The sequence below is a fragment of the Caballeronia sp. J97 genome (assembly GCF_905220305.1).
Taxonomy (GTDB): domain Bacteria; phylum Pseudomonadota; class Gammaproteobacteria; order Burkholderiales; family Burkholderiaceae; genus Caballeronia.
In genome coordinates this window covers 27,348-43,278 of sequence record NZ_CAJMZL010000001.1, presented here as the reverse complement: position 1 = coordinate 43,278, position 15,931 = coordinate 27,348, and the positions used below count along the sequence as shown (strand labels likewise).

15 protein-coding genes are annotated in these 15,931 nt (G+C 67.7%); 10 read left to right on the top strand and 5 right to left on the bottom strand.

The window, feature by feature from the left end; genetic code table 11:
- Nucleotides 1-177: 177 nt before the first annotated feature.
- The 3 genes from U4Y90_RS00210 (at nucleotide 178) to U4Y90_RS00200 (ending at nucleotide 1,778) form a co-directional block, all read left to right on the top strand.
- Nucleotides 178-876 carry a carbonic anhydrase gene (locus U4Y90_RS00210; RefSeq protein WP_321791009.1) on the top strand — a complete coding sequence of 233 codons (699 nt, stop codon included), beginning with the start codon at nucleotides 178-180 and terminating at the stop codon, nucleotides 874-876.
- 197 nt (nucleotides 877-1,073) lie between these two features.
- Entirely contained in the window at nucleotides 1,074-1,298 is a 225-nt protein-coding gene (locus U4Y90_RS00205; RefSeq protein ID WP_321791008.1) for a zinc ribbon domain-containing protein, read from the top strand.
- Nucleotides 1,299-1,502: 204 nt separating this feature from the next.
- Complete coding sequence (locus U4Y90_RS00200; RefSeq protein WP_321791006.1) at nucleotides 1,503-1,778, top strand: DUF1488 domain-containing protein; 276 nt, start codon at nucleotides 1,503-1,505, stop codon at nucleotides 1,776-1,778.
- Between the two features lie 38 nt (nucleotides 1,779-1,816).
- Here the strand turns inward: U4Y90_RS00200 and U4Y90_RS00195 are convergent, their stop codons facing one another.
- Nucleotides 1,817-2,314 carry a response regulator gene (locus U4Y90_RS00195; RefSeq protein WP_321791004.1) on the bottom strand — a complete coding sequence of 166 codons (498 nt, stop codon included), beginning with the start codon at nucleotides 2,312-2,314 and terminating at the stop codon, nucleotides 1,817-1,819.
- A gap of 51 nt (nucleotides 2,315-2,365) precedes the next feature.
- Nucleotides 2,366-2,830 (bottom strand): glycine zipper domain-containing protein, encoded by a 465-nt coding sequence (locus U4Y90_RS00190; RefSeq protein ID WP_321791002.1) that lies wholly within the window; start codon nucleotides 2,828-2,830, stop codon nucleotides 2,366-2,368.
- Nucleotides 2,831-3,186: 356 nt separating this feature from the next.
- Between U4Y90_RS00190 and U4Y90_RS00185 the strand changes: the two genes are divergently transcribed.
- A complete protein-coding gene (locus tag U4Y90_RS00185; protein WP_321791000.1) occupies nucleotides 3,187-4,137 on the top strand; it encodes a DMT family transporter in 951 nt (316 codons plus the stop codon).
- 18 nt (nucleotides 4,138-4,155) lie between these two features.
- Here the strand turns inward: U4Y90_RS00185 and U4Y90_RS00180 are convergent, their stop codons facing one another.
- The 3 genes from U4Y90_RS00180 to U4Y90_RS00170 all read right to left on the bottom strand — a co-directional run bounded on the left by U4Y90_RS00180 (nucleotide 4,156) and on the right by U4Y90_RS00170 (nucleotide 5,408).
- Complete coding sequence (locus U4Y90_RS00180) at nucleotides 4,156-4,689, bottom strand: cupin (protein ID WP_321790998.1); 534 nt, start codon at nucleotides 4,687-4,689, stop codon at nucleotides 4,156-4,158.
- A 68-nt stretch (nucleotides 4,690-4,757) separates the two neighbouring features.
- The gene (locus U4Y90_RS00175) at nucleotides 4,758-4,997 is read right to left on the bottom strand and encodes a hypothetical protein (protein WP_321790996.1); all 240 of its coding nucleotides are present in this window, start codon (nucleotides 4,995-4,997) and stop codon (nucleotides 4,758-4,760) included.
- A 30-nt stretch (nucleotides 4,998-5,027) separates the two neighbouring features.
- On the bottom strand, nucleotides 5,028-5,408 hold the full coding sequence (locus U4Y90_RS00170; protein ID WP_321790994.1) for a hypothetical protein: 381 nt from the start codon (nucleotides 5,406-5,408) through the stop codon (nucleotides 5,028-5,030).
- A gap of 232 nt (nucleotides 5,409-5,640) precedes the next feature.
- On the opposite strand from U4Y90_RS00170, the gene U4Y90_RS00165 reads away from it, so the two are divergent.
- The 6 genes from U4Y90_RS00165 (at nucleotide 5,641) to U4Y90_RS00140 (ending at nucleotide 15,917) form a co-directional block, all read left to right on the top strand.
- Nucleotides 5,641-6,558: a LysR family transcriptional regulator gene (locus U4Y90_RS00165; RefSeq protein ID WP_321790992.1), complete on the top strand. Its 918-nt coding sequence runs from the start codon at nucleotides 5,641-5,643 to the stop codon at nucleotides 6,556-6,558.
- A gap of 177 nt (nucleotides 6,559-6,735) precedes the next feature.
- Complete coding sequence (locus U4Y90_RS00160; RefSeq protein WP_321790990.1) at nucleotides 6,736-9,042, top strand: filamentous hemagglutinin N-terminal domain-containing protein; 2,307 nt, start codon at nucleotides 6,736-6,738, stop codon at nucleotides 9,040-9,042.
- Entirely contained in the window at nucleotides 9,015-10,781 is a 1,767-nt protein-coding gene (locus U4Y90_RS00155; protein ID WP_321790988.1) for a ShlB/FhaC/HecB family hemolysin secretion/activation protein, read from the top strand. Before U4Y90_RS00160 ends, U4Y90_RS00155 begins: the two co-directional genes overlap by 28 nt.
- A gap of 11 nt (nucleotides 10,782-10,792) precedes the next feature.
- On the top strand, nucleotides 10,793-11,437 hold the full coding sequence (locus U4Y90_RS00150; RefSeq protein WP_321790986.1) for a FecR family protein: 645 nt from the start codon (nucleotides 10,793-10,795) through the stop codon (nucleotides 11,435-11,437).
- A gap of 11 nt (nucleotides 11,438-11,448) precedes the next feature.
- The gene (locus tag U4Y90_RS00145; RefSeq protein ID WP_321790984.1) at nucleotides 11,449-13,692 is read left to right on the top strand and encodes an SLC26A/SulP transporter family protein; all 2,244 of its coding nucleotides are present in this window, start codon (nucleotides 11,449-11,451) and stop codon (nucleotides 13,690-13,692) included.
- Nucleotides 13,689-15,917, top strand: coding sequence for an adenylate/guanylate cyclase domain-containing protein (locus U4Y90_RS00140; RefSeq protein WP_321790982.1), 2,229 nt, complete (start codon nucleotides 13,689-13,691; stop codon nucleotides 15,915-15,917). The genes U4Y90_RS00145 and U4Y90_RS00140 overlap by 4 nt, the downstream gene beginning before the upstream one ends.
- Nucleotides 15,918-15,931: the final 14 nt, after the last annotated feature.

The following is a 15,931-nucleotide window of genomic DNA, read 5'->3' as shown; positions in this document are numbered from 1 at the left end:
CGACTAAAACTATCAGAATCGGCCGGAGGATTCGTCATTAACTATGGCCATGCAATGATGCGCGAAGCGAAACGCGCCCGTCATGGACACTTGCGATCCATCTCAAAACCCCGCAAGCTTTCGCCTTGGCGCGCTGCGCGTGAGCGCGCGTCGAAACTGCACACCAAAGGCGACATCATGTCCGACAAATCGATGAGCGAAGAACGCGGCGGCGCCGAAGCTGCCGATCTCCTGTATCTGCTGCAGGGCGCCGACGACTTCAGCCGCTTCGTGTTTCCCGACAGCGAAGCGCTCTTCAAAAGCCTCGCGCGCCAGCAGACGCCGCATACGCTTTTCATCACGTGCGCGGATTCGCGCGTGTCGCCGGAGATGATCACGCAGACGCGCCCCGGCGAGCTTTTCGTGTGCCGCAACATCGGCAATATCGTGCCGGCTTACGGCGAGATGCTCGGGGGCGTGTCGGCGGTGGTCGAATACGCGGTGCTCGCGCTCAACGTGCGGCAGATCGTGATATGCGGACACTCGGACTGCGGCGCGATGAAAGGTCTTGCATCGGGCGCGACCATCGCCGACGAAATGCCGACCGTTCACGCCTGGCTGCGCAACGCCGAAGCCGCGCGCAGCGTCGTGATGGCAAGGAAGCTGGAGGAGGAGCGCATCGTCCAGGCGATGGTCGAGGAGAACATCCGCCTGCAGTTGACGCATCTGCGCACGCATCCGGCGGTCGCGGGCAGGCTCGCGCTCGGGAAATTGCAGGTGCAAGGCTGGGTGTACGACATCGGACGCGGCAAGGTGTCGATCTTCGATGAAGCCGACAGCAAGTTCGAGTCGCTGGAAGAAGCCCGCCTGCGCATGTTGCGCAAGGACGCGCGCTAGATTTCGCGGCGAGTTTCCGCGCCATTTTCGAATGCCGCTCGATGGTCGGCAGCGCTTTTTGCGCGGTCTGCCCGAGCGCATGGCCGCTTCCCTTTCAGCCACGCCGGTGCCGCGCGCATCGACGCCGGGAACGGCGCGAGCCGGCGTCGCGCTTGCTACACTGGCCGGACCAGCCTTTTTCTTCGAGTGTAAACGTCATGCCTGTCTACGATTACGAGTGCGCGGAGTGCGGCGCATTCGAAGCCGTCCGCCGCATCGCCGAGCGCGACGATCCCGCGGCCTGTCCGCGCTGCGGCGCGACCGCCGCGCGCGTGACGCTCGGCGCGCCGAGCGTGGGCGGCGCGCGTGCGTCCGCTGATGGCGCGGATGAAGCCGGCAGTTACGGCATGTCTCATCGGGGCGGCTGCCTCTGCTGCCGCTAGCGTGCTTCGGGCCGCGCGCCCGGGCACGGCCATTGCAAAGTCACCCCCTCGTACGTCTCTCTCATCGCGGGCGTATCATGCAAGACGACGGTGCGCGGCGCGCAAGGCCGCGCGCAGTCGAGGGCATCGCCATCGCGGGCCGCGCTGTTACAGGTTTCGCGATGTTCGCGCTTAACGTGTTCCGAACAACAGGAGGTGATAAGGATGACGATAGAGTTCAGCGGGCGGCGTCATGTCGTGGCGGCAGCGCGTGTCGCTTTCGAGGCCAAGGCGGACGGCCGCGAGGTGTGGTGCAGCATTTCCCTCGATGCGCTCAACGATCACTTCGGCAATAGCGGGACGTCCTCGCACGATCTCCTCTCAGCGTTCGAAGGCGGACGCGTACAAATAGAAGATGCGGCCCGGCGCGCGCTCGAGCGCAACGGCGGCCAGTCGGTCGAACTGGAAACCAACGATTTCAAGGCTTCCCGGGCGGTCTAAGCCTCAGCGACGGGCGGCGGCTCGATGCGCCGCCCGCATCAGTGAACGTAGAAACACTTCAATACGTCGAACATCCACCAGACCGGGCACGGCGTTCTGCAAAAGCCGTCGTAGCCGGATGCGTGCAGCACATCGCGTGGATCGAGCTCGGCATTGGCGGCCAGCGCGATCAGCAACTCCACCTGGCCATCCGTCCGACCGGCTGCCAGAGCTTCGCGAAGCGCGCGCGCCACCGCGTGATCGTGCGCATCGCCGATGAGCGTATCGACGAACAGCACCTGCGGCCGCCATCTGCCAGCGAACTGCGCGGCGCTCAGTGCATCGCCGATTTGCACGGATTCGAAGCCGCGCATCGCGAGCAGCAGTGCGAAGGAATCGCCGACGTTCGACTCCGAATGCACGATCAGCACCCGCCGCGTACCAGCGTGCATCATGGTCAGCGGGTTCCATATTTCGCACCGGTCGGTGCAGATGTCGTACGAACGTTCTTCCATATCGGCCCCGGCATGGCGACGAGCACATGCCGATAACGCCATTCCAGCAAGCTTGAGGCCCGCCAGGTCGCATGAATGCGGGCGACATCCTCCTCAGCGCGCAGCCAGCAGCCCGACGATCAGTCCCCCGACCGCCGCCAGGCCGATCGCCTTCCAGGGGTTCGCGTGCACGTAGTCGTCGGTGCCTTCCTTCGCCTGCCGATATTGCGTCGCGAAAACATCCTGCGCACTCGCCAGGACGTCGCGCGCGCGCCGCGGAACCGGCCGCGCCGGATGGTAACGGCTGCCCTGTCCCTGGGCCGTCGCGGCGGCGGGCTGCGCGAGCACCGCCGGACTGTCGCCGCCCTCCAGCACGCTGCCGTGCACGTGATACGGAGCATACGTCGCGGGTTTATGCGGCGCGCCCGGCATGAGCGGCGTCACGCTCGCGGCCTGCCCGTGCGCCATTCCGGGCGCGAGTGCGGCGTCCATCGCGCTCGTCACCGCGCGGCGCGCGAGCGGCGGATCGCCGTTCGGCATCGACTCGATCGCGGATGCGTTGCCGTTCGCATTGTCCATGGCTTTTCTCCGGTTGACTGCGTCCATCGCACTGCAAAAAACATCCATCGGCTTTCGATGATGCAAGAGTCGCACCGAATGCACGCGCCGGCAACCCGCGCGTCGGCCGCCGGGCGGGCCGCGCCGCGCTTGGCAATTTTTCTCACATAACGGTGAGAATTGCTCGTTTGCCGACGCACCGGCGCGCGCCTACGATGCGTGGCATAGAGCGAAGCCGGGCGAGCGTCCCGAAAGAGCGGCGATGCACGAGCCGCGCCGACAGCGCTGTATCTTTCGTTTCACGCCGGGCCGAAACATTGGCACGGCGCACGCCGATACGATGGCTTCGCCCTCCCACTCCTATCGCGAAGCCCGCCATGAATCCCGTCAATCTCGCTCAACTCTTCATCCTCGCCGCGCTGTGGGGCGGCTCGTTCCTGTTCATCCGCGTCGGCGTGACCGATCTCGGCGTCGCGCCGCTGATGGCGTTGCGCGTGGGCATCGGCGCGATTCTTCTGCTTCTGATGCTCGCGCTGCGCGGCAAGGCGCGACACGCTTTCTCGACGATGCGCGAGCGCGCCTGGCCTCTTCTCGTCGTGGGCGTGCTCAATTCCGCCGCTCCCTTCTGCCTGTTCGCGTATGCGGAGCTCACGCTGTCGGCGGGCGTCACGTCCGTCATCAACGCGACGACGCCGCTGTGGGGCGCGATCGTCGCTTATCTGTGGCTCAACGACCGGCTGACACGCATGCGCATCGCGGGGCTCGCGATCGGCTTCGCGGGCGTGCTCGCGCTCGTCTGGGATCAGATGTTCGTCCACGACGCGAGCGCCGTTCCCGTGTCGCCGATGGCGACCGCCCTCGCGGCACTGGCGGCGCTCGCGGCGTCCGCGAGTTACGGCGTCGCCGCCAGCTACACGAAGAAGCATCTGATGGGCGTCGATTCGTTGACGGTCGCCGCCGGCACGATGAGCGCGGCGACACTCGTGCTCCTGCCCTTCGCGCTCGTCTTCTGGCCGGCCGGCGCCGTGTCGTTGCACGCATGGGGCGCGGTGCTGGGGCTCGGCATCGCGTGCACCGGCGTCGCCTACATGATGTTCTTCCACCTCATTTCGATCGTGGGGCCGGCGCGCGCGATCACCGTCACGTTCTTGATTCCGATCTTCGGGATTCTGTGGGGCGCGCTGTTCCTCGCCGAGCGCGTGTCAGTGGGCATGGCGGCCGCGTGCGCGATCGTGCTGGTCGGCACGGCGCTCGCGACGGGTGTCGTCAAGCGCGTGCCGTTGAGCGGCGCGCGCCGGGCGCAATGCGGGAAGGAAAGTAAAGCCTGAGCCGGCCAATGCCCAAAACTATCGCCAGAGGCGCGTGAGCGGCCCGTCTTCACCGGCGACGGGGTCGCTTCTCGGGAACGGCAACGCTTCCATTGCAATGCGTTCCTGATCGGTGATTGCATCGCGGCGGATATTCCATTGCTGGCCCGGCGGATAGGCGCCGACCACCTGGAAGCGTCGGCCGGCCGTCAGCAGGCAATGGCCGGTGCCGGCGGGCAGGATGAGCGCATCGCCGGCGCTGAGCGCGATCGCGCGGCCGTGCGGGCCGCCGAGGATCAGTTCGGCGTCGCCTGATGCGATGCCGAGCGCCTCATGCGCGGTCGAATGGAAATGGTGGTAGTCGAAAACCCCGTTGCGCCACTGCGGCGGCCAGCCGTTCTGCTCGAACAGCGCTTCGAAGCGCGCAGCACAATCGGTGGATTTGGGATCGATCGCGCCGCGCCAGAGGAGCACGGGCAGGCGCGAATTGTTGGGCACCCAGCCGTTCGGCGGCAGCATGAAATGCTCGCAGCGTGCCGTTTTCGACGCCAGGCTTACGGTTTGGTCAGCCATCTTGCGCTTTCTCCGGAAGAGTCGGAGAAAGCGCAGCAACGTGCGTTCCAGTTCGTCGGAGGTGCGGATCAGCGGCCGTGCCAGTGGCCTCCGCCGCCAGAAAAGCCGATGCCGAGCGACACCGACGGCGCCGCGTAGTAGCCGGGCCCATACGCATAGCCATAGGCGGGCGCGTAGCCATAGACCGGCGCGGGCGCGGGTGCATAGCCATAGGGCGGCGCGTAGACGCAACCGCTCAGACCTGCCGCCAGCGCGAGCGCGACGGGTACGATCAACGCCTTGCTTCGAGTTCGAGATGAAGTTGTCATGATGATGCCCCGCTTCCCGTTGCTTCCTGCTTACCAGTGTCGATAGCCGTAGTAGCCACCGTGATGCGCGTACCAGTCGCGGCGTCCCCAGTAGCGGTAACCGTCCCAATATTGGTCGCCATGCCAGCCTACGACGACGGCGGGCCCGGGTGCGACGACGACCGGCGCCGGCTGATACATGACTGGACCCGGCTGATACATGACCGGCGCGGGCTGATACACGACCGGCGGAGGCGGGGGCGGGGGCGGCGCCACATAGACCGGCACGGGCTCGGCATACACCGGCGCCGCATAAACGGGCGCCACGGGTATCCCGAGGTTGATGCCGAAGCTCACGCCTGCCATGGCGGCTTCGCAAGCGAGACCTGCCGACAGCGCGATACCGATCCCGACCAAGCCTTTAACGTTCATTTCTTCCTCTTTCGAAAGGCCGTCATGAAGACCGCGATGCGATCCTGCATTCACATGCAGCCATGAATCCATGTTAGCCGCGCCGTCCGGGCACTGAGTTACAAGCCCTGTAACAGATGTGAATACTGAAACGAATGTGCGAATTCGTGTCCCGGCCCGCGTCGCCGCCCGGGTTGCGCGCGGTTGCGCCGGCGTGGGATAGTTCCGGCTTCGTCAAACGGACGGCGGGACGATGGACTTGTTGCGAAGCATGAGGATCTTTGCGCGCGTGGCGGAAGCGGCGAGCTTCACCGTCGCCGCGCAGCAAATGGACGTCACGACGGCGCAGGCGTCGCGCGCCGTCACCGAGCTCGAAACGCATCTGCGCACGCGTCTTCTGAATCGCACGACCCGCCGCGTGGCGCTCACCGACGCCGGCAACCGCTATCTGTCGCGCTGCAAGGAAGTGCTCGAGCTCGTCGATCTCTCCGAGGCCGAAGCGAGCAACGCGCAGGTTTCGCCGACTGGCGTGCTGCGCATGCATGCGCCGATCACCTTCGGCCAGCACTACGTGGTGCCCGCCCTCACGCGCTATCTCGAAGAACATCCGCAGGTGCGCGTCGAGCTGACGCTTTCGCAACATGTGCCCGACATGCTCGACGAAGGCTTCGACGTGTTTCTGCAAGTCGCCACGTCGGCTCTGCCCGACTCCGCGCTCGTCTCCACGAAAATCTGCTCGATGCCGAGCGTGCTGTGCGCGTCGCCCGCGTATCTGGAGCGCGCGGGCGTGCCGCGGCGCATCGAGGATCTGTCGAGTCACGCCTGCCTGCAACTCGTGACGACCTTCTTTCCCGTCGACCGATGGATTTTCGAAGGCCCGCGCGGACAGGTCGAAGTGGAGCTGGACCCCGGCCGGCTGCGCGTCAATTCCGCCGACGCGCTCGCGGTGGCGCTGTCGAACGGACTGGGCATCGCGCCCTTGCCGATGCTCGCGGCGCTGCCGTGGCTGCAAAGCGGCGCGCTCGTGCGCGTGCTGCCCGACTGCGAGCTCCAGGCGATGACCATCTACGCGATGTACGCGTCGCGTCAGTATCTCGATGCGAAGATCCGGACGTGGGTCGCGTTCCTGCGTGAATTCGTCGAAGGAACGCTCGCGGACGAATCGGTCTGAAGGTCAATTAAGCATCGCATTCCTAAGACAAAACGTGCGTCGTCGGAAGCAGGATGCCGCGTTCGCGCACGTTCTCTAAACGCGTAGTTGCAAGCATGATTCGGAACACTAAACTGCTTTATGGTGCGCCTGCATCTCGTCGTGACGATGCACCGCAACAGAAAGGAGTCGTCCGACATGAACGAGACTCTGCGCGCAAGCACTGCGTCCCCGGTGCTGCGGCTCTGCACCGCCCTGCTCTTCGCCACGGTCTTCGCGCATGCGCACGCGGAGCCGAGCGGCGCACGCGTCGTCGCCGGTTCCGGCGCGGTGACGGGCACGGGCGCGAACACGACCATTCAGCAGACGAGCACCCGGCTCGCCATCGACTGGAACTCGTTCAATACGCGCCCCGGAGAATCCGTCACGTTCAACCAGCCGGGCGCGAACGCGATCGCGCTCAACCGCGTCCTCGGACCGCGCCCGACGGCGTTCTTCGGCAAGCTCGACGCAAACGGACAGGTGTTCATCGTCAATCCGAACGGCGTGATCTTCGGGCCGGGGGCGCAGGTCAACGTCGGCGGACTGCTTGCGTCGACGCTCAATCTGTCGACCAGCGACTTCATGAGCGGCCACTATACCTTCGCCGGCGACGGACACTGGCATCGCCATCATCATCACGAGGACGGCGCCGCCGTCGTCAATCTCGGCACGCTCAGGAGCGCGCCCGGCGGCTATGTCGCGCTGATCGGCGCGCGCGCGATCAACGCCGGCACCATCGATTCGCCCGGCGGTTTCGCGGCGCTCGCGGCGGGCGAGCGCATCGCGGTGACACTCGGCGATCACAGCATGATCGGCTTGTCGGTGGAACGCGGCGCGCTCGATGCCCTCGCCGCCAATCACGGACTGATCCAGGCCGATGGCGGCCAGGCATGGCTCGCCGCGAGCGCCGAGGACGCGCTCTTCGCCAACGTCGTGAACAATACGGGCATCATCCGCGCGAGGAGCGCCGTGAACCAGAACGGCGTGATCCGGCTCGTCGCGGACACGGGTGTCGTGCAGGTCGGCGGCACGCTCGATGCATCGGCGCCCGGCGGCGGCAACGGCGGCACGATCGAGACGGCGGGCACGCAGGTGCGCGTCGCGCCCGATGTGCAGGTCACGACGGCAGCGGCATCGGGACAGACCGGGACGTGGCGCATCGCGAGCGATTTCGCGGCGCTCGTCGGCGGTGACAACGCCTTCGGACAGCGCTTCAGCACGATTCGAAGCGCGACGCTTTCGCGCGTGCTCGAATCGACCAATGTGTCGATCAGCGCCGCATCGCCGTCCGGCTTCGCGCCGTTCGGCTTCGTGCTGCTCGACGGCCCGGTCGCGTGGAGCGGCGTCAACACGCTTTCGCTCGCGGCGCAAAGCGGCATCCGGCTCGACGCGCCCATCAGCGCGCCCCGCGGCACGCTCGCGATGGCGACGGGCGGCGCGACGACGCAGCGCGCCCCCATCGACGTGGCCAAGCTCGCGCTGCAAGGCGGCACGGGCGTCTATCAACTGACCGACGCGGGCAATCGCATCGGCACGCTCGCCGCCGACGCCGGCTCGGTCACGCTCGTCGACGGCGCGCCGCTCACCATCGGCAGAGTCGCGGGCTTGAGTGGCGTCTCGGCGAGCGGCGCAGTGACGCTCACGGCGCCCGCGCTCACGCTCGCCGCCCCCGTCGCGAGCCGCGCGCGCGGCACGGCCATCACGCTCGCCGCCGCGACCTTCGTCAACCGCGCGGGCGCACAGGCGCTTGCCACCCCCAACGGCCGCTGGCTCGTCTACTCCGACGCACCCGACTCCGATGCCTTCGGCGGCCTGCAAAGCGGCAATCTCGCGCTCTGGGGCGACGCCTACACCGGCGGCGCCGATGCGCGCGCCGCTTCGGCCTCGGGCAACCGCTTCGCGTTCAACGCGCTCCAGCAGGTCACCTTGACGGCGGTCAACATCGATGTGCCGTTCGATACGCCGCGCACGCTCGGACCGAACGACGTCACGATCGCGTTGCGCTACAACGGCGCGAACTACGGCAACGCGTTCGCCGACAGCCCGACGACGCACGAGCCTTTCGTCTTCACGGTGACGAGCACGGGCGCGACGCCGGGCGCGGCGATCGGCACCTACGCGATCACGATCACGGCGGCGGGCGGCCCGACCGGCTACAAGATCACGACGCAGGGCGGCACGCTGCGCATCGCCGGCACGCCTGTTCCGCCGCCCGCGCAGCCGGTGACACCCGTTACGCCCATTACGCCCGAAGCGCCGACCACGGTCGTCACGACCGCCACGACGCTGCCCGGCATACTCGACTCCGTGCGCACCGACGCCGCCAATCCCGTGCCGTTCGCTAACGCGACGCCGGGCCTTCAGCCGGAGTCCGCGCCGCTCGTGCAGCAGCGCACCGATTCGTCGAGCGACGGCAGCCGTCTGCCGGACGACGCATGGCCCGGTCACGTATGCCGCATGTGAGGCCCAGGCGCGTGCGACGTCTCGGGCCCCGCGAACAACGCCGCAATGCGGCGTCGCGCCGGCTCGTCGTGCTGTTCGTGACGCTCGCGGCGGCCACGGCGCGCGACGTGCGCATCGCGCATGCTCAGGTGTTGCCGAACGCGGGCAGCACGCTGCGCGAACAGCAGCAGCAACCGCCCGCGCCCGTTCCGCCTTCCGACCTGCGCCTGAATGTGACGCCCGCGCCCGAGCCGCCCCCCGTGTCCGGCGCGCCGGGCGGCATCCGCTTCGAGGTGAAGGGCTTCGAGTTCACCGGCAACACGCTTTTTCCCGCGGCGGAGCTGCTCGATGTCGTCCGTCCGCTCATCGGTCCGGCGCGTTCGCTCGACGACCTCGAAAGCGCCGCCGATCGCGTGAGCGCGTTCTATCGCCGGCACGGCTATCTCGTCGCGCGCGCCTATGTGCCGCCGCAGCAGATCGACAACGGCGTCGTGCGCATCGCGGTGAGCGAGGGGCGCTACGGGCGCATCGACATCGACAATCGATCGCGCACGCGCGATGCGGTCATCGCGCGATTTTTCGGCGCGCTCAAACCGGGCGATGTGATCGACGAGCACGCGCTCACCCGCGCGACGCTGCTCGCGCAGGACGCGGCCGGCACGACGGGCGCGAACGCGACGATCTCGCCGGGGCTGCTTCCCGGCACGTCCGACATGACGCTCGTCGTGCCCAAAGCGCGGCCTTTTTCCGGCAGCGTGCAGGCCGACAACTACGGCCAGACGACGACGGGCACCGCGCGTCTGATCGGCGCGCTGCAATGGAACAATCCGCTCGGCCTCGGCGATCAGCTGGGCGCGCGGCTGCTCGGCTCGGTCACCGGGCAGTTCTACGGCAACATCGGCTACACGGTTCCGGTGGGCGGCAGCGGGCTCGCGTGGGGTATCGGCTACACGCGCTCGACGTATTCGGTCGGTGGCCAGTTCGACGATCTCGACGCCTACGGCAGCGCCAACGTCTTCTCGACGTTCTTCAGCTACGCGCTCGTGCGCTCGCCGGCGGCGAACGTGTACACGACGCTCGGCTACGATCACAAGCTGCTGTCGGATCATCTGGGCGCGTTCGATTCCGTGAGCGACAAGACGAGCGATGTCGGCCGCCTCGCGCTCTCGGGCAATCTCACGCTCGAAAAGAGCATCTCGACTTTCGACACCGGCATCCAGCAGGGCAATCTGCGCTTCAAGTCGCCGCAGCCGGCGCAGGTCGCGGCGCAGATTGCCGGCTCGTTCACGAAGTTCGTGTTCGCCGTCACGCACACGCAGGTGATCGGCGATCAGGCCAACGGCACGCAGCTTTATTTTTCGCTCAACGGTCAGACGAGCTCGCGCAATCTCGACTCGTCCGAACAGATCTCGCTCGGCGGGCCGTACGCGGTGCGCGCCTATGCAACGGGCGACGCACCGGTCGACGAAGCGTATATCGCGACCTTCGAAGTGCGGCAGACGATCCGGCAATCGCTCGTGCCGGTGCTCGTCACGCTGGCGGGCTTCATCGATACCGCCGACGGCAAGATCGTCGCGCATCCGGTCGCGTCCGGCAGCAATCACGTGCGGCTCTCGGGACTGGGCGTCGGCGCGACCTTCGCCGCGCCGCACGACTTTCTGCTGTCGATGTCGTACGCACACACCCTCGGCTACGTGCCGTCGACGCTCGGCACCGGCCACGCGAACCGCTTCTGGGTCGCGCTCACGAAGTCCTTCTGAGGCTCATCACGATGCGCGCCCGCCCCTTGCTCCTGCTGCTCTTCCTCGCGATGACCGCGCGCATTGCTTCGGCCGATCCGGTGGCGAAAATCACGGCGCTGGTCGGCAACGTCGCGATTCAATCGGCGAGCGGCGCGCAGCGCGTCGCGGCGGTGGGCGGCGACGTCGACAACGGCGACACCGTGCAGACCGGCGTCGGTTCCGAAATCGTGATGATCTTCACCGACAAGCAGCGCGTGTATCTGAAGCCGGGCTCGGTGTTTCGCGTCGACGATTTCCACTACGCGGCGAACGCGCCGCAGGAAGACCACAGTTTTCTGTCGCTCGTCAAAGGCGGATTGCGCGCGGTCGACGGCCTCGTCGCGAAGGAAGGCAAGCCGGAGAACTATCGCGTGAAGACGCCGACGTCGACCATCGGCATACGCGGCACCGAATATTCCGTCACCGATTGCTCGAACCTCGAGCCCGGCGCCAACGCGGATTGCAAGGGCGATCAGATCGTCGTCTACGACGGGCAGATCGTCGTGATCAATCAGGTCGACAGGCAGATCGTGCGCGCGGGCGAAGGCGCGATCGTCATCAGCGCGCGGCAGCCTTTCGGTGTGCTCCCGGCATCGCGGGTGACGCCGGTGCTGCCGTCGGCGGCGTGCCGTTAGCGAGCGCCGCGATGAGCGAGAACGCGAGCCGGGACACGCGAGTCATGCGCGCATCGCAGTTCCACGCGGCGCTGGGCGCCTTCGGCGTGGACGCGCTCGCGGGCGCGCTGACGGCCCTGCTCGCGCTCGCCTACGCCGCGAGCTACGGCGCGATGATCTTCTCGGCGGGCCTCACGCCCTGGATCTCCGCCGGCATGCCCACCGCGCTTCTGAGCTGCGTGATCGTTTCGCTCGTGCTCGCGCTCACGAGCTCGGTGCCTTTCATGATCGCCGGGCCGGATTCGAACGCGACGGCGCTGCTCGCCGGCCTCGCCTCGTCGGTCGCGCTGTCGGTGCATGCCGCGGGCGGCGACGACGGCGCCGTGCTCGACACCGTGCTCGTGCTGATCGCGATGTCATCGCTGACGACGGGCGCGCTGCTATTCGCGCTCGCGCACTGGAAGCGCGGCAATGCGATCCAGTACATCCCGTTTCCGGTGATCGGCGGGTTTCTCGCGGGTACGGGCCTGCTGCTGCTCGGCGGCGCGCTGCGGGTACTGACCGATGCGCCCTTCAGCGCCGCGACGCCCGGCATCGTCATGGCGCTGCCGTGGCTCGCGAGCGTGCCCGCGCTCGTCGTGGGGCTCGGGCTGATCGTGCTCACGCGCATCACGCCGCTGTCGCGCTACGTGATCGTGTTGCCGTCGATGATCGCGCTCGGCATCGCGATCTTCTACGGCGGGCTGCATGCGTCGGGCAAGAGTCTGGAAGACGCGCGCCGCATGGGTCTGCTCTTTCACTACGAGCCGATCAGCGGCATGCGCCTGCCGTTCGCGCTGCTGCACGACGCGTGGCTGCCGACGCTCGCCGCTCAGGCCCCGGAGATTCTCGCGGTCGCCGCCGTCTCGGCGATGACCGTGCTGCTCAACACGACGAGCATCGGCGTGTCGGTATCGCGCGATGTCGACTTCAATCGCGAGATGCGCGCGGCCGGCATCGCCAACGTGCTGACCGGGCTCGCGGGCGGGCTCGTCGGCGCGCAATCGCTGACGCGCACGATGACCAACTGGCGTCTGGGCGTCCGGAACCGGCGCGCGGGCGTGCTGGCGGCGCTCTTTTGCCTCGTCGTGGTCGCGGGCTTCCCGAGTCTGATGGCCTTGCTGCCGAAGCCGGTGCTCGTCGGGCTGCAGATCTTCATCGGCGCGGCGATGCTCAACGAATGGCTCGTCAACTCGTTCAGGCGTCTGCCGTGGCACGACTATCTGCTGATCCCCGCGATCATGGTGATCATCGCGGTGTATGGAATCGTCGCCGGCGTGCTGCTCGGGGTGATCGCCGCGTGTCTGCTGTTCGTGGTGCGTTATGGGCGCGTGAGCTGCTTTCGCCTCGAATTCGACGGGCGCGGGCGGCGTTCGAACGTCGAGCGCACCGTCGAAGAAGGCCGCGCGCTCGACAGCCAGGCGCGCACGCTCTACGGCGTGTCGCTGCAAGGGTTTCTGTTCTTCGGCACCGCCTATTCGATCCTGACGCATATCCGCGCGCGCATCGAAGCGCGCGCCGATGCGCCCGATGCGCGCCCCGGCGTGCGCTTCGTGCTCGTCGATTTCGCGCGCGTGCACGGCGTCGATGCATCGAGCACCGCGAGCTTCGTGCGGCTGCGGCAGGCCTGCGCGCGCGTGAATGCGCAGCTCGTGCTGACCGGGCTGTCGCCGGCGCTGAAGGCGTGGTTCGCCAAAGGCATCACGGACTCGAAAGGCGCGAGCGGCCCGCATGTATTCGCCGATCTCGACGGCGGTCTCGAATGGATCGAAGCGCAAATGCTGCGCGCAGCGCCGGGTGCGTTGCGTGCAGCGGGCGCTGGCGGCTTCGCGTCGACCCTGCCCGACACGCTCGATGCGCTGCGTCCGCATCTCGACACGCTCGCGCTCGCGCCCGGCGAATACGTGTTCCGGCAGGCCGATCCCGGCGATTCGATCTACTTCGTCGAAACGGGACGCGTGACGGTGGCGCTCTCCGTCGACGAGGGCCGCACCTTGCGATTGCGCAGCTTCGGCGCGGGCACGATCGTCGGCGAGATGGCGGTGTACACCGGCGCGCGGCGCAGCGCGGACGTGGTCGCGGATGAGCCGACCGTCGTGCTGCGTCTCGCGCTCTCGACGCTCCGGCGCCTGGAAAGCGACGACCCCGCGCTCGCCGCGCGCATGCACAAGTTCGTCGCGCGGGTGCTGGCGGCGCGGCTCGTCGTCGCGAACGAGCAGATCCGGGCCGCGCAATGAGCGCGCGCGAACCGCTCGCATTTGCGCTGAGACGCTCGGGCGCGCGCTGGGCGCTCGGGCTGGCGATCGTCGTCGCGCTCGCGGCGCACGCACTGTCGCGCTACGACATTCGTTTCATCGATTCGCTCGACGCGATGATCTACGACGCGAAAGTGCGTCTGTTCATGCCGCGCACGACAGACCCGCGCATCGCGATTCTCGACATCGACGAGAAAAGCCTCGCCGAGCTCGGGCGCTGGCCGTGGGATCGCGCACGCATGGCGATGCTCGTCGACACGCTGTTTTCGCGCGAACGCATCGCCGTGCTCGGGTTCGACATGGTGTTCGCGGAGCCCGACGCGAGCTCGGGGCTCGCCGTGCTCGACGAACTCGCGCGCGGCTCGCTGGCGGGCGACGCCGCTTACCGGCAAGCGCTCCAGCGCCTCGCGCCGCGCCTCGACTACGACCGGCGTTTCGCCGACGCGCTCGCGGGCCATCCCGTCGTGCTCGGCTATTACTTCTCGAATCAGGATGCGTCGAGCGGCGCGATTCCCCCGCCGCTGATGCACGTGCGCGCGTTCGGCGCGCATCCGCTGACGCTCTTCGACTGGACGAGCTACGGCGGCAATCTGCCCGCGCTGCAACAGGCCGCGAAGCGCGCCGGCTACTTCAATCCGGTGATCGATTTCGACGGCGCCGTGCGCCGCGTGCCGCTCATCACCGCATTTCGCGACGGCGTGTACGGCGCGCTCTCGCTCGAAGTGATCCGCGCGCTGTTCGGCGACGCGTCGGTCGCACCGGTGTTCGACGATCCGGCCGCGCCCGCCGCGCCGCTCGCGGGACTCGCGCTGACGACGCCGCGCGGCACGCGCATCGTTCCCGTCGATGCGAACGGCGCGGCGCTCGTGCCCTATCGCGGCACGACCGGCAGCTTCCCGTATTACTCCATCGCCGACGTGCTCGCGAAGCGCATCCCGGCGGGCGCGCTGGCGGGCAAGATCGCGCTCATCGGCACCACGGCGCCGGGCCTGATGGATCAGCGCACGACGCCCGTCGGCGAGGTCTATCCCGGCGTGGAAGTGAACGCGAATCTGATCGGCGGCATGCTCGACGGCACGATCCGCTTCGAGCCGCCGTTCGCGTCGGCGTTGCAGGCGTCGCTGCTCGTGCTCGCCGGTCTCGCGATGATCTTCCTCTGGCCCTGGCACATGCCCGCTCGCGCGACGCTGCTCAGCGCGGCGCTGTTCGCGATCATCGTCGCGGCGGATCTCTTCGCGTTCGCGCGCCTGCGCTGGTCGATCCCGGCGGCCTCGACGCTGCTCGCCGTGCTCGCGCTCTACGTGCTCAACATGTCGTACGGTTATTTCGTCGAGGCGCGCGCGAAACGCCGTTTCGCCGCGCTCTTCGGGCAATACGTGCCACCCGAGCTCGTCGAGGAGATGAGCCGCCATCCCGAGGACTACAGCATGGCGGGCCGCCGCGCCGAGCTGACCGTGCTCTTTTGCGACGTGCTCGGCTTCACGGCGATCGCCGAGACGCTGGAGCCGGAAGCGCTCGCGCGGCTGATGAACGAGTATCTGGGCACGATGACCGAGGTGATCCGCGCGCATCGCGGCACGCTCGACAAGTACATCGGCGATGCGATCATGGGCTTCTGGGGCGCGCCCGTCGACGATCCGGATCACGCGCGAAACGCGGTCGCGGCGGCGCTCGGCATGCGCGCGGCGCTCGTCGAGCTGAACCGCACGCTGATGGCGCGCGGCTGGCCGACGTTGTGGATCGGCATCGGCATCAACACGGGGCCGATGACGGTCGGCGACATGGGCTCGCACGTGCGCAAGGCCTATACCGTGATGGGCGATGCCGTGAACGTCGCGGCGCGGCTCGAAGGACTCACGCGGCGCTTCGATATCGACATCATCGTCGGCGAGGCCACGCGCGAGCGGGTGCCGGACATGGTGTTCCGCGAGATCGACCGGGTGCGCGTGAAGGGACGTGTCGCGCCGATCGCGGTGTTCGAGCCGCAACCGGCGCACGAACACGGCGATGCGCTCGCGCGCTGGCACGCGGCGCTCGCGCACTATCGCGCGCGCGAGTGGGACGAGGCGCAAACGCTACTCGCAACGCTCGCGGCGCAGTATCCTGAGCGACAGGTGTATGCGATGTATCGCCAGCGTATCGATGCGTTGCGCGGCGTCGCGTTGCCCGAGGACTGGGATTGCGTAAGCGAATTCGACACGAAATGAACCTGGCAGGCGCA